Raw genomic sequence first — 13,600 nt, forward strand, 5'->3', positions numbered from 1 at the left:
TGCCGGCGCGCTGCACGCCGGCCCAGCCTCATGCGTCCACCTCGCCTCGACCAACTCGACGATCTCGACCGGCAACTCGTCGCGCTGCTGCAAGCGGATGCGCGCGCAAGCGTCGCCGATCTCGCGCGACAGCTCGACGTTGCCCGCACGACGGTCGTCGCGCGCATCGCGCGGCTCGAGCGCACCAACGTGATCGCCGGGTATAGCGTGCGGCTCGGCCAGGACGTGCTCGATGCGAGCATTTACGCGTACGTCGGCATCATCCTCACGCCGAAGTTCGGCAAGGACGTGCTGCGCAAGCTCGACCGGATGCCCGAGGTGCAGCTGCTGTGCGCGGTGAGCGGCGAATACGACTACGTCGCGTGGCTGCGTGCCGATTCGCCGGAGCGGCTCAACGACCTGCTCGACCAGATCGGTACGCTCGAAGGCGTCGAGCGCACGACGACGTCGATCATTCTGTCGCGCAAGATCGATCGCGGCACGATCGGCGGATGACGCGTCGCATGCGGCGTCGCGTGTGACGCCGCGGCGCGATTCGTCGCGCAGGTTTTTCCTCCTTTCCCTTCTCTCGATGCCCGCCGCCGGCGCTCGCCGCGAGGCGGCGCGTTGCCTCGCGCATCGTCGCGCGAGCGTCGTTGCGTCGCATGCGTGCCCGGGCGCGCGCAACGATTCCTGCACCTGCACCTGCACCTGCGCATGTCCCGCTTTGCGCGTTCCTTCCTGTCCGTCCAGACGTGCCCATCGCGACCCGTTTGCGGCGCGTCATATACGCGATTTTTAGACGATTTGGTCGTTGTGACGAAATGTATCGTCATTGCGTCGAATTAATCGGTCGTTTCGCATCATTCTTCGTCTTGGAACTGATTTTGCGCGTCCCTAAACTGTGTTCATGGCTCGACGCCGTACACCAATACCCAACTCATCATCAGGAGATAAGCGCATGAAAATCGCCATCGTCGGCGCAGGTCTGATCGGCCACACCATTGCTCACATGCTGCGTGAAACGGGCGACTACGAAGTCGTCGCGTTCGACCGCGATGTGGATGCGCTCGCCAAGCTGTCGCGTGAAGGCATCGCGACGCAACGTGTCGATTCGGCCGACGCCAATGCGATCCGTGAAGCCGTGAAGGGCTTCGATGCGCTCGTCAACGCGCTGCCGTACTACCTCGCGGTCAACGTCGCCGCGGCGGCCAAGGCGGCCGGCGTCCATTACTTCGACCTGACCGAAGACGTGCGCGCGACCCATGCGATCCGCGAACTGGCCGACGGTTCGGATCGTGCGTTCATGCCGCAGTGCGGCCTCGCACCGGGCTTCATCGGCATCGCCGCACACGAGCTCGTGAACGGCTTCAGCGAAGTGCGCGACGTGAAGATGCGCGTCGGCGCGCTGCCCGAGTATCCGACCAACGCGCTGAAGTACAACCTGACGTGGAGCGTCGACGGCCTGATCAACGAATACTGCCAGCCGTGCGAAGCGATCCGCGACGGCCGCAAGCAGTGGGTGCAGCCGCTCGAAGGCCTCGAGCACTTCTCGCTGGACGGCACCGAATACGAAGCGTTCAACACGTCGGGTGGCCTCGGCACGCTGTGCGAGACGCTGTCGGGCAAGGTCGAGACGCTCGACTACAAGTCGGTGCGCTATCCGGGCCACCGCGAACTCGTGCAGTTCCTGCTCGAGGACCTGCGCCTGTCGAGCGACCGCGACACGCTGAAGTCGATCATGCGCCGCGCGGTGCCGTCGACCAAGCAGGACGTCGTGCTCGTGTTCGTCACGGTGACGGGCGTGAAGGACGGCCAGCTCGTTCAGGACGTGTTCACGCGCAAGATTTTCGCGAAGGACGTGTGCGGGATGCACATGAGCGCGATCCAGATCACGACGGCCGGCGCGATGTGCGCGGTGCTGGATCTGTTCCGCGAAAAGAAGCTGCCGCAGAGCGGTTTCATCCCGCAGGAGAAGGTGTCGCTGAAGGCGTTCCTCGCGAACCGCTTCGGCAAGTTGTACGAAGGCGGCACGATGGAGCGCGTGCACGAAGTCGCCTGACGATCGGTCTCCGGCACGAGGGCCGAGCGACGCCGGGAGCGCAACAGCGCTTCCGGCGTTGTTTTTTTGAAGCGCGTTGAAACGGGGAAGAGCAGGGAAGAGCGGTGCGGTACGCGCCGCTCAGGCGGGCAGCGGCGGCACCATCGTTGCCTGCTGCGCCGGCGGTGCGATGCGGTACAGCAGCGCATCGATGTCCGCGTCGGACGGTGCGGTGTTGTCGAACATCACGATGCCGTCGCATTCGTGGCCGATCGGCGCGAAGCGGCGTTGCCGGTATTCGTCCCAGTGCGCGAGCTTGTACGCGTCGTTCGGATTGCCGCGCGCGACGATCCGCTGGTGCGCGACGTCTTCCGCCGTATGCACCCAGACGACCGTCAGCGTGACGTCCGGCCCGATGCCGAGCCACGCGCGATCGAGGATGCGGCGGTCACGCACTTCGCGCGACAGCGGGCCGACCACGAGCACGCCGATGCCGAGCGCGAGATTCTCGCGGGCCGTGTCGAGCAGGCCCTGGTATTCGGGGTCGCGCAGATGCTTCAGGTAGAGCGGGCTGTCGCGGTCGTTCGGATCGGAGGTGAGGGCGCCCATCGCGGCCGAACTGTAGCGGCCGTAGAGCGTGTCCTTGTCGAGCAGGCAGAAGGCTTCACCGGTCGCGCGCATCAGCGGCCCGATCAGCCGCTTCGCGAGCGTGGTCTTGCCGGTGCCTGCATGACCGCAGAAGAACACCAGGTGCGTCACGAATACCGGCTCCCCGAATCCGCGCGCGGTGCGTCAGTGCGCTTGTCGTCGCGCGAAAACACTTCCGCCTCCAGCCACATCGCGTTGATGATGCCGAAGCCGAGCGCCACGCCGATGCCGAGTATCCACGAGAAATACCACATGGGTCTGTCTCCTTGACGGTTGGGCCGCACGGCCGTGCCGTGCGTCTGTCGAAGCGATGCCGTGCGCGTGCCGCGGCGCAGGCAGTCCGATCATGACCAATATCGGCGCGCCGCGCAAGCCGGGGGCCGCCCGCGCGCCAAACCGGTAAACTGATGCGAAAACGGCAACATCACGGACACCATGCTGATCAACTGTGCTGCATACCAGGACGGCCGCAAGCTGGCCGACATCGATATCGACGCCATCAGCGACTACGTGTCGAAGCCCGAGTGTTTCGTGTGGGTCGCGCTGAAGGATCCGACACCGGACGAGATCGACCTGATGGGCGAGGAATTCGGGCTGCACGAACTCGCGCTCGAAGATGCCCGCAAGGGGCATCAACGGCCGAAGATCGAGGAGTACGGCGACTCGCTGTTCGCGGTGCTGCATACGGTCGAGTTCGACGACGACGGCGAATTCAAGGTCGGCGAGCTGAACGTGTTCGTCGGCCCGAACTACGTGCTGTCGATCCGCAACCATACCGAGCAGGACTTCCGCGCGGTGCGCAAGCGCTGCGAGCGCGAGCCGCACCTGCTGCAGGAAGGGTCGGCGTTCGTCTTCTATGCGTTGATGGACCAGGTCGTCGACCGCTATTTCCCGATCCTCGAGGCGCTCGGCAACGAGCTCGAGGAACTCGAGGACCGTATCTTCACGAAGGCCACGCCCGCGTCGTCGCGCGTGATCATCGAGGACCTCTATTCGCTGAAACGCCGGCTCGTGATGCTGCACCAGCACACGGCGCCGCTGATCGAGCCGCTCGCGAAGCTCACCGGCGGACGCATCCCGCAGGTCTGCAGCGGGATGGAGCATTACTTCCGCGACGTGTACGACCACCTGCAGCGGATCGTGAAGACGATCGAAGGGCGGCGCGAGATGGTCGTGACCGCGGTCCAGGTCAACCTCGGGATGATCTCGCTCGCGGAGAACGAGGTGACCAAGCGGCTCGGCTCGTTCGCCGCGCTGTTCGCGATACCGACGATGATCGCCGGCATCTACGGGATGAACTTCGCGAACATGCCCGAACTGCACCTCAAGTACGGCTTCTACGGCTGCATCGCGGTGATGGTCGCGGCCGATCTCGCGTTGTGGTGGCGCTTCAAGCGGGCGGGGTGGCTGTAGCCATAGCCCCGTGCACCGCTAGCGCGGCGCGTGCTTGCCGATCACGACGCGCCACGGCCGCACGCGCCAGGACTTGACGAGGCCGTTCTGCACGTACGGATCGGCACGCGCGAATGACTCGGCGGCTTCCGGCGAATCGCCTTCGAACACGAGCACGGCCTGGTCGGCCGGATCCTGCAACGCGCCGGCGAGCACGAGTTCGCCGCGTTCGGTTGCCGCCCGCGCGAGTGCGAGGTGCTCGGCGCGATACTGTTCGCGCCGGGACAGGTAATCGTCGACGAGTTCGTAGATCAGCTGGTAGTGCATGGTCGCTCCGGGAAGAGTCGTGGCGGACGGTGCGTCGGCGCGGCCGTCAGCCTGCTGCGGCAGTATAGGACAGGCGGACGGTAGCGGTACGACCCGAACGACGGCGCGTGCCCCCGCTTATAAATGCAACTAACGGTCTGGACCGCATCCATCCTGAAATCCCGGCCCTAACGCACCTTCTATGCAGCCACGCCTGCAGGCCACATTCGGCGGCTCGTATCTACGCCTTGTAGCCGATCGTGCGCAGCAGATCCTTGCGCCAGCGCACGTCGTCGTCGTTCTCGATGCCGAGCGGCGGAAAACCGTCGACGACGCCGACGATTCCGCGTCCTTGCGCGGTTTCCGCGACGATCACGTCGGTCGGGTTCGCGGTCGCGCAATAGATCCGGCAGACCTCCGGGACGGCCTTGATCGCATTGAGCACGTTGACCGGATAGAAACCGTCGCCGAGGAACACGATGAACGCGTGACCGGCGCCGATCGCGCTGGCATTGCGGCACGCGAGTTCGACGAGTTCCGCATCGGTGCCGGAACGGCGCACGAGCCGCTTGCCCGATGCCTCGCAGAACGCGAGCCCGAAACGGATGCCAGGCACGGCGCCGACCAGCGTCTCGTGGATGTCCTCGACGGACTTGATGAAATGCGACTGGCCGAGAATGAAATTCACGGCCTCGGGCTTGTCGACGGCGACGGTTTGCAATTGCAGCATGGCGGACCTCGTCTGGCGATGCGGCGCGGGCGCCGCAATGGGCTCTCCAAGCTTAGTACGCGGCAGCCGGTGCTGATAGCCGCGGCGCGTCCTATCCTTCGTTGTGTATGGCGCGCGAGCGTGAATGCAAAGGGGGGGGCATGGACGTGCGACAAGGCTTCGTCGACTGCGTGGGGCGCACACCGCTGATCCGGCTGGCGAAGCTCAGCGCGGAAACGGGCTGCGAGATCCTGGGTAAGGCGGAGTTCATGAATCCGGGCGGATCGGTGAAGGATCGCGCGGCGCTCTACATCATCCGCGACGCCGAGCAGCGCGGCGCGCTGAAGCCGGGCGGCACCGTCGTCGAGGGCACGGCGGGCAATACGGGCATCGGTCTTGCGCATATCTGCGCCGCGCGCGGCTATCGCTGCGTGATTGTGATTCCCGACACGCAATCGCCGGACAAGATGGCGATCCTGCGCACGCTCGGCGCCGACGTGCGCCCGGTGCCGGCGGCGCCGTACCGCGACCCGAACAACTATCAGAAGATTGCAGGGCGGCTTGCGGACGAACTCGACAACGCGGTATGGGCCAACCAGTTTGACAACGTCGTCAACCGGCAGGCGCACTACGAGACGACCGGGCCGGAAATCTGGCGCGACACGGCGGGCACGGTCGATGCATTCGTCTGCGCGACCGGCACGGGCGGCACGCTGGCGGGCGTGAGCCGCTACCTGAAGGAGCAGAATCCGGAGGTCCGGATCGTGCTGGCCGATCCCCACGGCAGCGGGCTCTACGGTTACGTGAAGACGGGCGACCTCGGCACCGAAGGCAACTCGATCACCGAAGGCATCGGCTCGACGCGTGTCACCGCGAATCTCGCCGGCGCGCCGATCGACGACGCCGTGCGGATCGATGATCCACTGTGCGTGAAGATGGTCTACCGGCTACTGCGCGAGGAGGGGCTGTATGTCGGCGGATCGAGCGGCATCAACGTCGCGGCGGCGGTCTGGCTGGCGCGCCGGATGGGCCCGGGGCACACGATCGTGACCTTGCTGTGCGATCGCGGCGACATCTATCGAGCGCGGCTTTTCAACCGCGAATGGCTGCGCGAAAAGGGGTTGGAACCGGAGTTGGAGCTCGAATGAGGAAGGGGCGAAGCGGCGATTTCCATCGGGCCGAATGCGACCTATGCTGAACGAATCCGGAGCGATCTTCGTTCGCCCGATTTGCCCAGACGAGGTGTGCCATGCCTATGTCAGCCACCCTGCAGGATTGCCTGCGCCAGAAGTCATCGCGGTACGAGGTCGTGTACCACCCGTATAGCCATACCAGCATGGAGACGGCCGCCGCCGCGCATATCCCCGGCGATCGCCTCGCGAAAACCGTGCTGCTCGAGGACGACGAAGGCTACGTCGCCGCCGTGTTGCCGACGTCGCACGCGGTGCGGCTGTCGGATCTCTGGGTCAAGACCGGCCGCCATCTCGTGCTCGCCAGGGAAATCGAACTGCGCGAACTGTTCAAGGATTGCGACCTGGGCGCGTTGCCGCCGGTGTGCATGGCGTACGGGATGAAGACGTTCCTCGAAGAACATCTCGCACAGCAGCCGGAAGTGTATTTCGAGGCCGGCGACCACGAAGCGCTGATCCACATGATGCAGGACGAATTCCTGTCGCTGATGGAGACGGCCGAGCGCGCGCATTTCTCGCACAAGATGCAGGGGATGTGGTTGTCCTGATCATCGTCCTGTTGCGGGCGGTTTGCGGTGGGTGGAGACGGCGTCTGGCGGGCGGCCGTCGAGGGATCGCGTGTCGGCGGTTTTGCCGTGGCCGCGTTCACGGGGGAAAACGATGGCTGCGGGCGACCGGTGAGGCGGGATTCTGGCGGCGTCCGGCCGGGGTTTCAGTGGTGGTTTCGGGTAAATTTCGCATTTGACATAATCATAATTATCAAAGTTAAATTGCGATTTTGATTTGGCCCTTAAAGGGGCTGTCAGGCCCTGTAGTGGCTAGATTGAAACGGCTGTTTTTGCGGCCGATCTGCTGCCCGGATTCCAGTTGCCGGTTGCCGACGACGCGGCGTTCAACCCGCATTCATCACGTCCCGCGCGTTCCGGACGACGTATTCGCGGCCGTCTTCCTCGGCCAGCTTGACGTACTGCGCCAGCTTGCCGGATTGGATCTCCTTGAGCACCCACAACGCGGCGATCCGCTGATATTCGTGGCCGGTGTGCCATGCTCGCTCCGCGAGCGCTTCCGCATGAGCCGATCTCAGTGCGCCCAGCGCAAGCAACGCGCGCCGGCGCACGTATTCGTCTTCGTCGTTCACCAGGCGCAACAGCAGCGCTTCGGCCTCGGCGGCATGCGAGCCCAGTCCGCCGAGTCGCGCGGCCAGTTGCCATCTGGCGTTCGGCTCCGACGCATCGATCGAGGCGCGCGCGAGCGCCAGCAACGCGCCGGGTTGTGTCCAGAGCATGCTCGAAATGTGTTCCAGCGCGTGGTCGCGGGCAATCGCGTAAAGCAGGTCGGCGCACGCGGTTGCGGTCCAGGCGTCGGGCGCAAACGAGTCGACGACGGCAAGCGACGCGTCCCACAGCGCTTCCCAATGGCCGTACTCGCATTCCCATTCGGCGCTTCGCTGGCGGGCCGGGTATAGCGCCGCCCATTCCCTGAATTTCTCGACCTGTTCGTGCAGTGTGTTCGACGCGTGCATGGAAAGTGTATTGATTGCGGCGCACTTCGCGGTGCGATGCATGCGGCGCGAATGCGCGCCATCAGGTGCCGAGCGCCGCCCTGGCCCCGAATCGGATGCATCCGCCCCGCCCTCCGCGTTTGTCTTGCCGCCCAGCGCCGGTTGTGCCGCGAGACTCGCATGCCGCGCCGGCCATTCGACGGCACGCGCATGCGGTCCCGTGCCGGCGCCCGCGCGATCCGTGCACATATGCAGGTGAGGCGCGAATGTCCGTCGCGCTCGAAGCAAGCGTCCGGCAGGAACGGATCGGCGTCGTCCGGCGCGGGGCGAGATCGCGTCGCATCTACGGACGTGGGCAGGATTGTGCCAGCTTTGGCCGCGTTCGGAATGACGGATAGCGCACCGAGCAGGCGCGTGCGGCGGCAGCCCTGCCCTGATCCGCTTTCGGAGCCGTCGGAGGGGCGTGTGAACGGCTGGTCAGACGCGTTTTCATATTCGGCAGTTTAGGAAAATAATAATGCTATTGTGATAAGAAAAGTTATCCGGATAGTATCGATAAACAAGCGAAGTGCCCGACGCGTTCGAGCAAGCCACCGCGCAGCATTCGCAGCATTTCACCGCGCAAACCCCCGAATTCACGGCGGTCGATGCGTGTCATCGCGCACCAATGCCGGCTCGTTGGCGGCCGCGTCGATTCACCGCCAGCAATACGCCAGCAATACGCCGCCGCACCGATCGCCGCTGCGGCCGCCCCCCGCTCTACTCCGCATTTGTTCCCGTGACGCAAGACTGTTGGTCCACGGTGGGTGTTCGAACTCCGGCCTGACACGCCTAGAGTCTGGTCCATCGGATTCATCGATCCGGTCGGCACTGAAGCCGAAAACCAGTCACCTGTCGAGGCATATCATGAGCACTTCCAAAGTCATCATCGTCACCGGCGCATCGCAAGGCATCGGTGCTGAAACGGTCAGCGCATTCCGCGCCCAGGGCCATCGGGTGGTCGCGACGTCCCGCTCGATCGGGCCGTCGGACGATCCCGATCTCGTCGCCGTTGCGGGCAACATCGGCGACCCGGCGGTCGCGCGGCGTGTGGTCGACACCGCAATCGAACGCTTCGGCCGGGTCGACACGCTCGTCAACAACGCAGGCATCTTCATCGCGAAGCCGTTCACGCAGTACACGGCCGACGACTACGCGGCCATCAGCCGCGTCAACCTGGACGGCTTCTTCCACGTCACGCAGCGCGCGATTGCGGCGATGCAGCGCAATGGCAGCGGTCACGTGGTCAGCATCACGACGAGTCTCGTCGACCACGCGAACAGCAACGTGCCGTCGGCGCTCGCATCGCTGACGAAAGGCGGGCTCAATGCGGCGACGAAGTCGCTCGCGATCGAATATGCGAAGGCCGGCATCCGCGTGAACGCCGTGTCGCCCGGCATCATCAAGTCGCCGATGCATGCGCCCGACACGCACGCGACGCTCGCATCGCTTCACCCGGTCGGCCGGATGGGCGAGATGAGCGACATCGTCGGCGCGATCCTGTATCTCGATTCGGCGCCGTTCGTCACTGGCGAGATCCTGCACGTGGACGGCGGCCAGAGCGCCGGGCACTGAGCGCAGAGTAGCCAGAATGCGACGGCGCGGACGGTGCGAGGCGGCCCGCGACGGGCGCAGCCGTGCCGTTCGCGCCTCCCTGCTCCGTTGCCGGCGTGGCCGGACGCGGCTAGCGCGCCCGCTTGCCGGGCGCTTGCTCCAGATGTTCGACGAGAAAGTCGACGAAGACGCGCACGCGCGACGACAGATAGCGTGCATGCGGATACAGCAGCACGAACGGCCGCGACCGACCGCCCTGGCCGGACAGCACTTCCGTGAGCGTCCCCTCCCGCAGATCCCGTTCGACGATGAAGCGATAGGTCTGGAACAGGCCCGCGCCGCTGCGCGCGAGCGTGACGCCGGCAAGGACGTCGCCCGACGCGCCATAGCTGCCGGTCGTCGCGATTTCGATTTCCGTCGAGCCGTCGTTGAACAGCCACGGAATCGGCCGGCCGCTGCTCGGAAGCTCGAACTGGATGCATTCGTGCGCATGCAGATCGTCGACGGCGCGCGGCACGCCGGCGCGCTGCAGGTAGCCGGGCGTCGCGACGACGACGAGTTCGGCGTCCTCCAGCTTGCGTGCGACGAGGCTCGAATCCGCCGGCGCGCGGCCGCGGATCGCCAGGTCGAAGCCCTCCTCGGCGAAGTCGATGTTGCGGTTGCTCAGGTGTGTTTCGACGCGCACGTCGGGGTAGCGCTCGCGAAACGCGGGCAGCAGCGGCAGTACGCGATAGTGGCCATACGGCGTCGGCATGCTGATGCGCAGTACGCCCGCCGGGGTCGCCTGCTGCCCCGTCGCTTCGCGCTCCGCATCGACGAGCTGCGACAGCGCATCACGGCATTGCTCGAAGTAGCGCCGCCCGGAATCGGTCAGGCGGATTTGCCGCGTCGTGCGTACGAACAGGCGTACGCCGAGACGCTCCTCGAGCCGCGCGACCGACCGGCTGACCGCAGCTGGCGTGACGCTCGCGGCCGTCGCGGCGAGCGTGAAGCTGCCGAGTTCGGCTGCCAGGCAGAACAGCTCGATGCTGCCGAGGAGGAGGTCGTCGAATTTTCGTTGCATGGGGCGGCTCCTGCCGTGTCCGGTGCTGTCGTCGCGGGACGTCCAGACAGCGAGTGTGCAGGAATCCCGGGTGGGAAACCAGCGAACCGGCGAACTCGGCAGCCGGCACCGGGCGGCTTTGCCGGCATGCGTTCGCGTCGTTTGACGCCGCGCGCGATTCGTTACATCGCGTGTCGAATCAATTGCGCGAACGATATTTACCGGCCTGGGTGTTGTTCCTGTCCGGGCAACTGCCGCTCGCCGGCGGCAAGGTGGCCTATACGGGCCGCGTCGGCGAACAACTGAGCGTCGATGATGGTCGGCACGCGGCGCAGCTCGCAGCGTTGAACGTGCTCGCACAAATCCGAAAACACCTGGGCGGGTTCGACCGCCTGCATCACATCGTTCGGGTCGAGGGCCACGTCGCGTCGGCTGACGGCTTCTACGGCCAGCCGGCCGTGATCGACGGTGCGTCCGATCTGTTCGCCGCAGTGCTGGGCGACAAGGCGGGACACGCGCGTTCGGCCTTTTCCCAGCGCCTGTTGCCGGCCGACGCGGCCGTGATCCTGGTCGTGATCGCCGAATTCCGCGCGGCGTAATCGGGTTGCGGCCATCGGGGCAACGGCCGTTTCGACGGGCATCTGCCCTGCCCGTCGCGAAATTCTCCGTCCACCTCATTCTTTTTCGTGTCAGGGTCGAATCGTCCGGAAGCCTTGTCCCGCAAGGATGGGCGCGATCCGGATACATTGAAATACAAAATAGCGCATGCGATTTAATCGAATGCGCTTGACGTGGCGGATCGTCTCGACCAAACTGCATCGCATGCGATCGAATCGCATCTGAGAAAAACCTTCCAACCTGACGGAGTGAACGATGAGCAAGATCGAAAAAGTGCTGTACACGGGCAAGACGCATACGACTTCCGGCGGTCGCGACGGCACGGCCCGCAGTTCCGACGGTCGCCTCGACATCCAGCTGTCGTCGCCGGGCAGCGCCGGCACCGGCACGAATCCGGAACAACTGTTCGCGGCCGGCTGGTCGGCCTGTTTCATCGGCGCGATGCAGCTCGCGGCCCGTGCGGCGAAGGTCACGCTGCCGGCCGATCTCGCGGTCGACGCCGAAGTGGACCTGGGCATGGCCGGCACTGCGTACTTCCTGCAGGCGCGCCTGAACGTGAGCGTGCCGGGCCTGGATCGTGACGTCGTGCAACACATCGTCGACACCGCGCATCAGACCTGCCCGTATTCGAAGGCGACGCGCGGCAACATCGACGTCGAGATCCGCATCGTCTGATGCATTGCACCAGGTGGCCGCGTGCTGCCCTCCCGAATGTCCTGCCATTTTCTTGTCGAGGTAAATGATGAAAACCCAACTGATCGCTGCCCTTCTCGTTGCCGTGTCCGCTGCCGTTACCGCGCCGGCCTTTGCCAATGAAGCCGCCGTGACGCGTGCGCAAGTGCATGCCGAACTCGTTCAGCTGCAGCAAGCCGGCTATGTGCCGGGCCGCGCGAACGATCCGCACTACCCGGACGACCTGCAGGCCGCGCTGACGCGTATCCATGCGAACGACACCGTCGCGGCCGATACGGCGACGTCCGCTTATGGCAGCGACGCTGCAGCCGTCACACAATCGGGCAGCCGTTCGGTCACGCGTGTCGCCGAGCGCTCGATCTACTTCGGCCATTGAACGTCGAGACCAAATCGGCGATACCGCCCGTCAAATAAAGCGCATACGATGTAATCGTATGCGCTTTTGCTTGTTTACAACCTGGATAGGCGATCGCGTCTATGCTGTGCGACGAACGGCCTTCAAACAAGGAGCAGGCGATGCGGGAAGCAACGACCGGGCAGGAAAAAGGCGGATCGCATCCGCTCGACAACGCCGTATGGCATGCGCTCGCCGGCGCGCAGCATCGTTTTGCACTCGGCGACGCGCTCGCGCGCCGGTTTCCTCCGGCAATCGCGCCGTTTGCCGGCATGGCCGACCGCAGCCCGGCCGCCTTCGACGCGTTGCGCGGACTGATCGACGCACACGGACCGGCGGCACTGGTCACGCCGGACGAGATCCCGACGCCGGCCGGTTCTTCCGTGGTCCGGCGCGCGATGCTGCATCAGATGATCTGGCAGGGAACGCTCGGCGACGCGCATCCGCTGGAGCATGTCCGGCTGACCGAAGCCGATGTGCCGGAGATGCTCGAACTGATCGCGGCGACGGAACCGGGCCCGTTCGGCCCGCGCACGATCGAATTCGGCGGCTATATCGGTGTACGCAGACAGGACCGGCTCGTGGCGATGGCCGGTCAGCGAATGAGAGCCGGCGGTCATGCGGAGATCAGCGCCGTGTGCGTGGATCCCGCGTTTCGGGGCCAGGGCCTTGCGGCCGGGCTGATCCGGTCATTGATCGCGACCCTCCGCGCGGGAGCGGAAACGCCGTTCCTGCACGTGCTCACGTCGAATCACGCCGCGATCGAGCGCTATCGGACACTCGGCTTCGTGATGCGCCGCGACATGCATTTGCTGGTGCTGGGGCGCGAGGAAACCGGGACGGGCCAGCCGTAAGGGGCGGGTCGCGGTAGTGCGTCGCGCCTGACGGCGGGAAATGGACGGACATTGCGGAGGGTGCGGGCGGCAATCGCATCGCCGGCTCGACATCGAGCCGGCGTTTTACTCGTCTATTCGTCGATCGAATCGATCAGGTTGCCGCGCAGCGTGACGATCGCCTTCTGCATCTTCGCGAATTCGTCGGGCTTCAGCCCGGTGGCTTCGACCAGGTCCATGTCGAGCCCCTTCTCGCGCACGCGGCGGCCGCTTTTCGTCAGGCTCACGAGCACCTGGCGCTCGTCCGACGGATCGCGGTGCCGCTCCAGATAGCCCATCGCCTCGAGCTTCTTCAGGATCGGTGTCAGCGTGTTCGACTCGAGGAACAGCTTTTCGCCGAGTTGCCCGACCGTCTGGTTGCCCTCCTCCCACAGCGCAATGATCGTGATGTATTGCGTGTACGTGAGGCCGAGTTCTTCGAGGATCGGCTTGTATGCCTTGCCGAACGCGAGGTTCGTCGAGTAGATCGCAAAACACAGGAACTCGGACAGTTTCGGCGTGGCGGGCGATTGTGCTTCGGTCGGTTTCATGAGCGTCCTCCATCGACACGGGCTCGTGTCGCAGATGAACGCATTATATATCGCGTGCGATCTTATCGGAA

General features: G+C 65.1%; 17 protein-coding genes. 10 read left to right on the top strand and 7 right to left on the bottom strand.

Annotated features, from left to right (window positions below):
* The first annotated feature begins 30 nt into the window (after window positions 1-30).
* The gene (locus DIE06_RS10140) at window positions 31-495 is read left to right on the top strand and encodes an Lrp/AsnC family transcriptional regulator (protein WP_006481526.1); all 465 of its coding nucleotides are present in this window, start codon (window positions 31-33) and stop codon (window positions 493-495) included.
* A 445-nt stretch (window positions 496-940) separates the two neighbouring features.
* Window positions 941-2,041, top strand: coding sequence for a saccharopine dehydrogenase family protein (locus tag DIE06_RS10145; RefSeq protein ID WP_124661305.1), 1,101 nt, complete (start codon window positions 941-943; stop codon window positions 2,039-2,041).
* Window positions 2,042-2,161: 120 nt separating this feature from the next.
* Here DIE06_RS10145 and DIE06_RS10150 read toward each other — a convergent pair whose 3' ends face one another.
* On the bottom strand, window positions 2,162-2,779 hold the full coding sequence (locus DIE06_RS10150; protein WP_124661306.1) for an ATP-binding protein: 618 nt from the start codon (window positions 2,777-2,779) through the stop codon (window positions 2,162-2,164).
* On the bottom strand, window positions 2,776-2,922 hold the full coding sequence (gene cydX, locus DIE06_RS10155) for a cytochrome bd-I oxidase subunit CydX (protein ID WP_124610811.1): 147 nt from the start codon (window positions 2,920-2,922) through the stop codon (window positions 2,776-2,778). Before cydX ends, DIE06_RS10150 begins: the two co-directional genes overlap by 4 nt.
* A gap of 181 nt (window positions 2,923-3,103) precedes the next feature.
* Between cydX and corA the strand changes: the two genes are divergently transcribed.
* Complete coding sequence (gene corA / locus DIE06_RS10160) at window positions 3,104-4,081, top strand: magnesium/cobalt transporter CorA (RefSeq protein WP_124610810.1); 978 nt, start codon at window positions 3,104-3,106, stop codon at window positions 4,079-4,081.
* 18 nt (window positions 4,082-4,099) lie between these two features.
* On the opposite strand, the gene DIE06_RS10165 is transcribed toward corA, so the two are convergent.
* A complete protein-coding gene (locus tag DIE06_RS10165) occupies window positions 4,100-4,387 on the bottom strand; it encodes a YciI-like protein (protein ID WP_124610809.1) in 288 nt (95 codons plus the stop codon).
* Window positions 4,388-4,607: 220 nt separating this feature from the next.
* Window positions 4,608-5,096 (bottom strand): adenosine-specific kinase, encoded by a 489-nt coding sequence (locus DIE06_RS10170; RefSeq protein ID WP_014896986.1) that lies wholly within the window; start codon window positions 5,094-5,096, stop codon window positions 4,608-4,610.
* A 140-nt stretch (window positions 5,097-5,236) separates the two neighbouring features.
* Between DIE06_RS10170 and DIE06_RS10175 the strand changes: the two genes are divergently transcribed.
* Together DIE06_RS10175 and DIE06_RS10180 are read left to right on the top strand one after the other, a co-directional pair.
* Window positions 5,237-6,223, top strand: coding sequence for a cysteine synthase A (locus tag DIE06_RS10175; protein WP_124661307.1), 987 nt, complete (start codon window positions 5,237-5,239; stop codon window positions 6,221-6,223).
* A 101-nt stretch (window positions 6,224-6,324) separates the two neighbouring features.
* Window positions 6,325-6,813, top strand: coding sequence for an aminoacyl-tRNA deacylase (locus DIE06_RS10180; protein ID WP_124501412.1), 489 nt, complete (start codon window positions 6,325-6,327; stop codon window positions 6,811-6,813).
* Between the two features lie 344 nt (window positions 6,814-7,157).
* Here DIE06_RS10180 and DIE06_RS10185 read toward each other — a convergent pair whose 3' ends face one another.
* Window positions 7,158-7,787 carry a HEAT repeat domain-containing protein gene (locus DIE06_RS10185; protein WP_185733380.1) on the bottom strand — a complete coding sequence of 210 codons (630 nt, stop codon included), beginning with the start codon at window positions 7,785-7,787 and terminating at the stop codon, window positions 7,158-7,160.
* Window positions 7,788-8,672: 885 nt separating this feature from the next.
* Here DIE06_RS10185 and DIE06_RS10190 point away from each other — a divergent pair.
* Entirely contained in the window at window positions 8,673-9,380 is a 708-nt protein-coding gene (locus DIE06_RS10190) for an SDR family NAD(P)-dependent oxidoreductase (protein WP_124661309.1), read from the top strand.
* Between the two features lie 109 nt (window positions 9,381-9,489).
* Here the strand turns inward: DIE06_RS10190 and DIE06_RS10195 are convergent, their stop codons facing one another.
* A complete protein-coding gene (locus tag DIE06_RS10195; RefSeq protein WP_124661310.1) occupies window positions 9,490-10,422 on the bottom strand; it encodes a LysR family transcriptional regulator in 933 nt (310 codons plus the stop codon).
* Between the two features lie 170 nt (window positions 10,423-10,592).
* On the opposite strand from DIE06_RS10195, the gene DIE06_RS10200 reads away from it, so the two are divergent.
* From DIE06_RS10200 to DIE06_RS10220, 4 genes are all read left to right on the top strand, one after another.
* A complete protein-coding gene (locus DIE06_RS10200; protein WP_260433588.1) occupies window positions 10,593-11,000 on the top strand; it encodes a RidA family protein in 408 nt (135 codons plus the stop codon).
* Between the two features lie 274 nt (window positions 11,001-11,274).
* On the top strand, window positions 11,275-11,694 hold the full coding sequence (locus tag DIE06_RS10210; RefSeq protein WP_124661311.1) for an organic hydroperoxide resistance protein: 420 nt from the start codon (window positions 11,275-11,277) through the stop codon (window positions 11,692-11,694).
* A 67-nt stretch (window positions 11,695-11,761) separates the two neighbouring features.
* Complete coding sequence (locus DIE06_RS10215; RefSeq protein WP_124661423.1) at window positions 11,762-12,088, top strand: DUF4148 domain-containing protein; 327 nt, start codon at window positions 11,762-11,764, stop codon at window positions 12,086-12,088.
* 140 nt (window positions 12,089-12,228) lie between these two features.
* Window positions 12,229-12,960 carry a GNAT family N-acetyltransferase gene (locus DIE06_RS10220; RefSeq protein WP_124661312.1) on the top strand — a complete coding sequence of 244 codons (732 nt, stop codon included), beginning with the start codon at window positions 12,229-12,231 and terminating at the stop codon, window positions 12,958-12,960.
* 113 nt (window positions 12,961-13,073) lie between these two features.
* Here the strand turns inward: DIE06_RS10220 and DIE06_RS10225 are convergent, their stop codons facing one another.
* Window positions 13,074-13,529, bottom strand: coding sequence for a MarR family winged helix-turn-helix transcriptional regulator (locus tag DIE06_RS10225; protein ID WP_121862263.1), 456 nt, complete (start codon window positions 13,527-13,529; stop codon window positions 13,074-13,076).
* Between the last annotated feature and the right edge of the window lie 71 nt (window positions 13,530-13,600).

The organism is Burkholderia sp. Bp8998, assembly GCF_003854235.1.
GTDB lineage: Bacteria > Pseudomonadota > Gammaproteobacteria > Burkholderiales > Burkholderiaceae > Burkholderia.

Bases quoted from the DNA above. Each gene is read 5' to 3' on its own strand.
- DIE06_RS10140 (WP_006481526.1), top strand. From the start codon at position 31: ATGCGTCCACCTCGCCTCGACCAACTCGACGATCTCGACCGGCAACTC.
- DIE06_RS10145 (WP_124661305.1), top strand. From the start codon at position 941: ATGAAAATCGCCATCGTCGGCGCAGGTCTGATCGGCCACACCATTGCT.
- cydX (WP_124610811.1), bottom strand. From the start codon at position 2,922: ATGTGGTATTTCTCGTGGATACTCGGCATCGGCGTGGCGCTCGGCTTC.
- corA (WP_124610810.1), top strand. From the start codon at position 3,104: ATGCTGATCAACTGTGCTGCATACCAGGACGGCCGCAAGCTGGCCGAC.
- DIE06_RS10165 (WP_124610809.1), bottom strand. From the start codon at position 4,387: ATGCACTACCAGCTGATCTACGAACTCGTCGACGATTACCTGTCCCGG.
- DIE06_RS10170 (WP_014896986.1), bottom strand. From the start codon at position 5,096: ATGCTGCAATTGCAAACCGTCGCCGTCGACAAGCCCGAGGCCGTGAAT.
- DIE06_RS10175 (WP_124661307.1), top strand. From the start codon at position 5,237: ATGGACGTGCGACAAGGCTTCGTCGACTGCGTGGGGCGCACACCGCTG.
- DIE06_RS10180 (WP_124501412.1), top strand. From the start codon at position 6,325: ATGCCTATGTCAGCCACCCTGCAGGATTGCCTGCGCCAGAAGTCATCG.
- DIE06_RS10185 (WP_185733380.1), bottom strand. From the start codon at position 7,787: ATGCACGCGTCGAACACACTGCACGAACAGGTCGAGAAATTCAGGGAA.
- DIE06_RS10190 (WP_124661309.1), top strand. From the start codon at position 8,673: ATGAGCACTTCCAAAGTCATCATCGTCACCGGCGCATCGCAAGGCATC.
- DIE06_RS10195 (WP_124661310.1), bottom strand. From the start codon at position 10,422: ATGCAACGAAAATTCGACGACCTCCTCCTCGGCAGCATCGAGCTGTTC.
- DIE06_RS10210 (WP_124661311.1), top strand. From the start codon at position 11,275: ATGAGCAAGATCGAAAAAGTGCTGTACACGGGCAAGACGCATACGACT.
- DIE06_RS10215 (WP_124661423.1), top strand. From the start codon at position 11,762: ATGAAAACCCAACTGATCGCTGCCCTTCTCGTTGCCGTGTCCGCTGCC.
- DIE06_RS10220 (WP_124661312.1), top strand. From the start codon at position 12,229: ATGCGGGAAGCAACGACCGGGCAGGAAAAAGGCGGATCGCATCCGCTC.
- DIE06_RS10225 (WP_121862263.1), bottom strand. From the start codon at position 13,529: ATGAAACCGACCGAAGCACAATCGCCCGCCACGCCGAAACTGTCCGAG.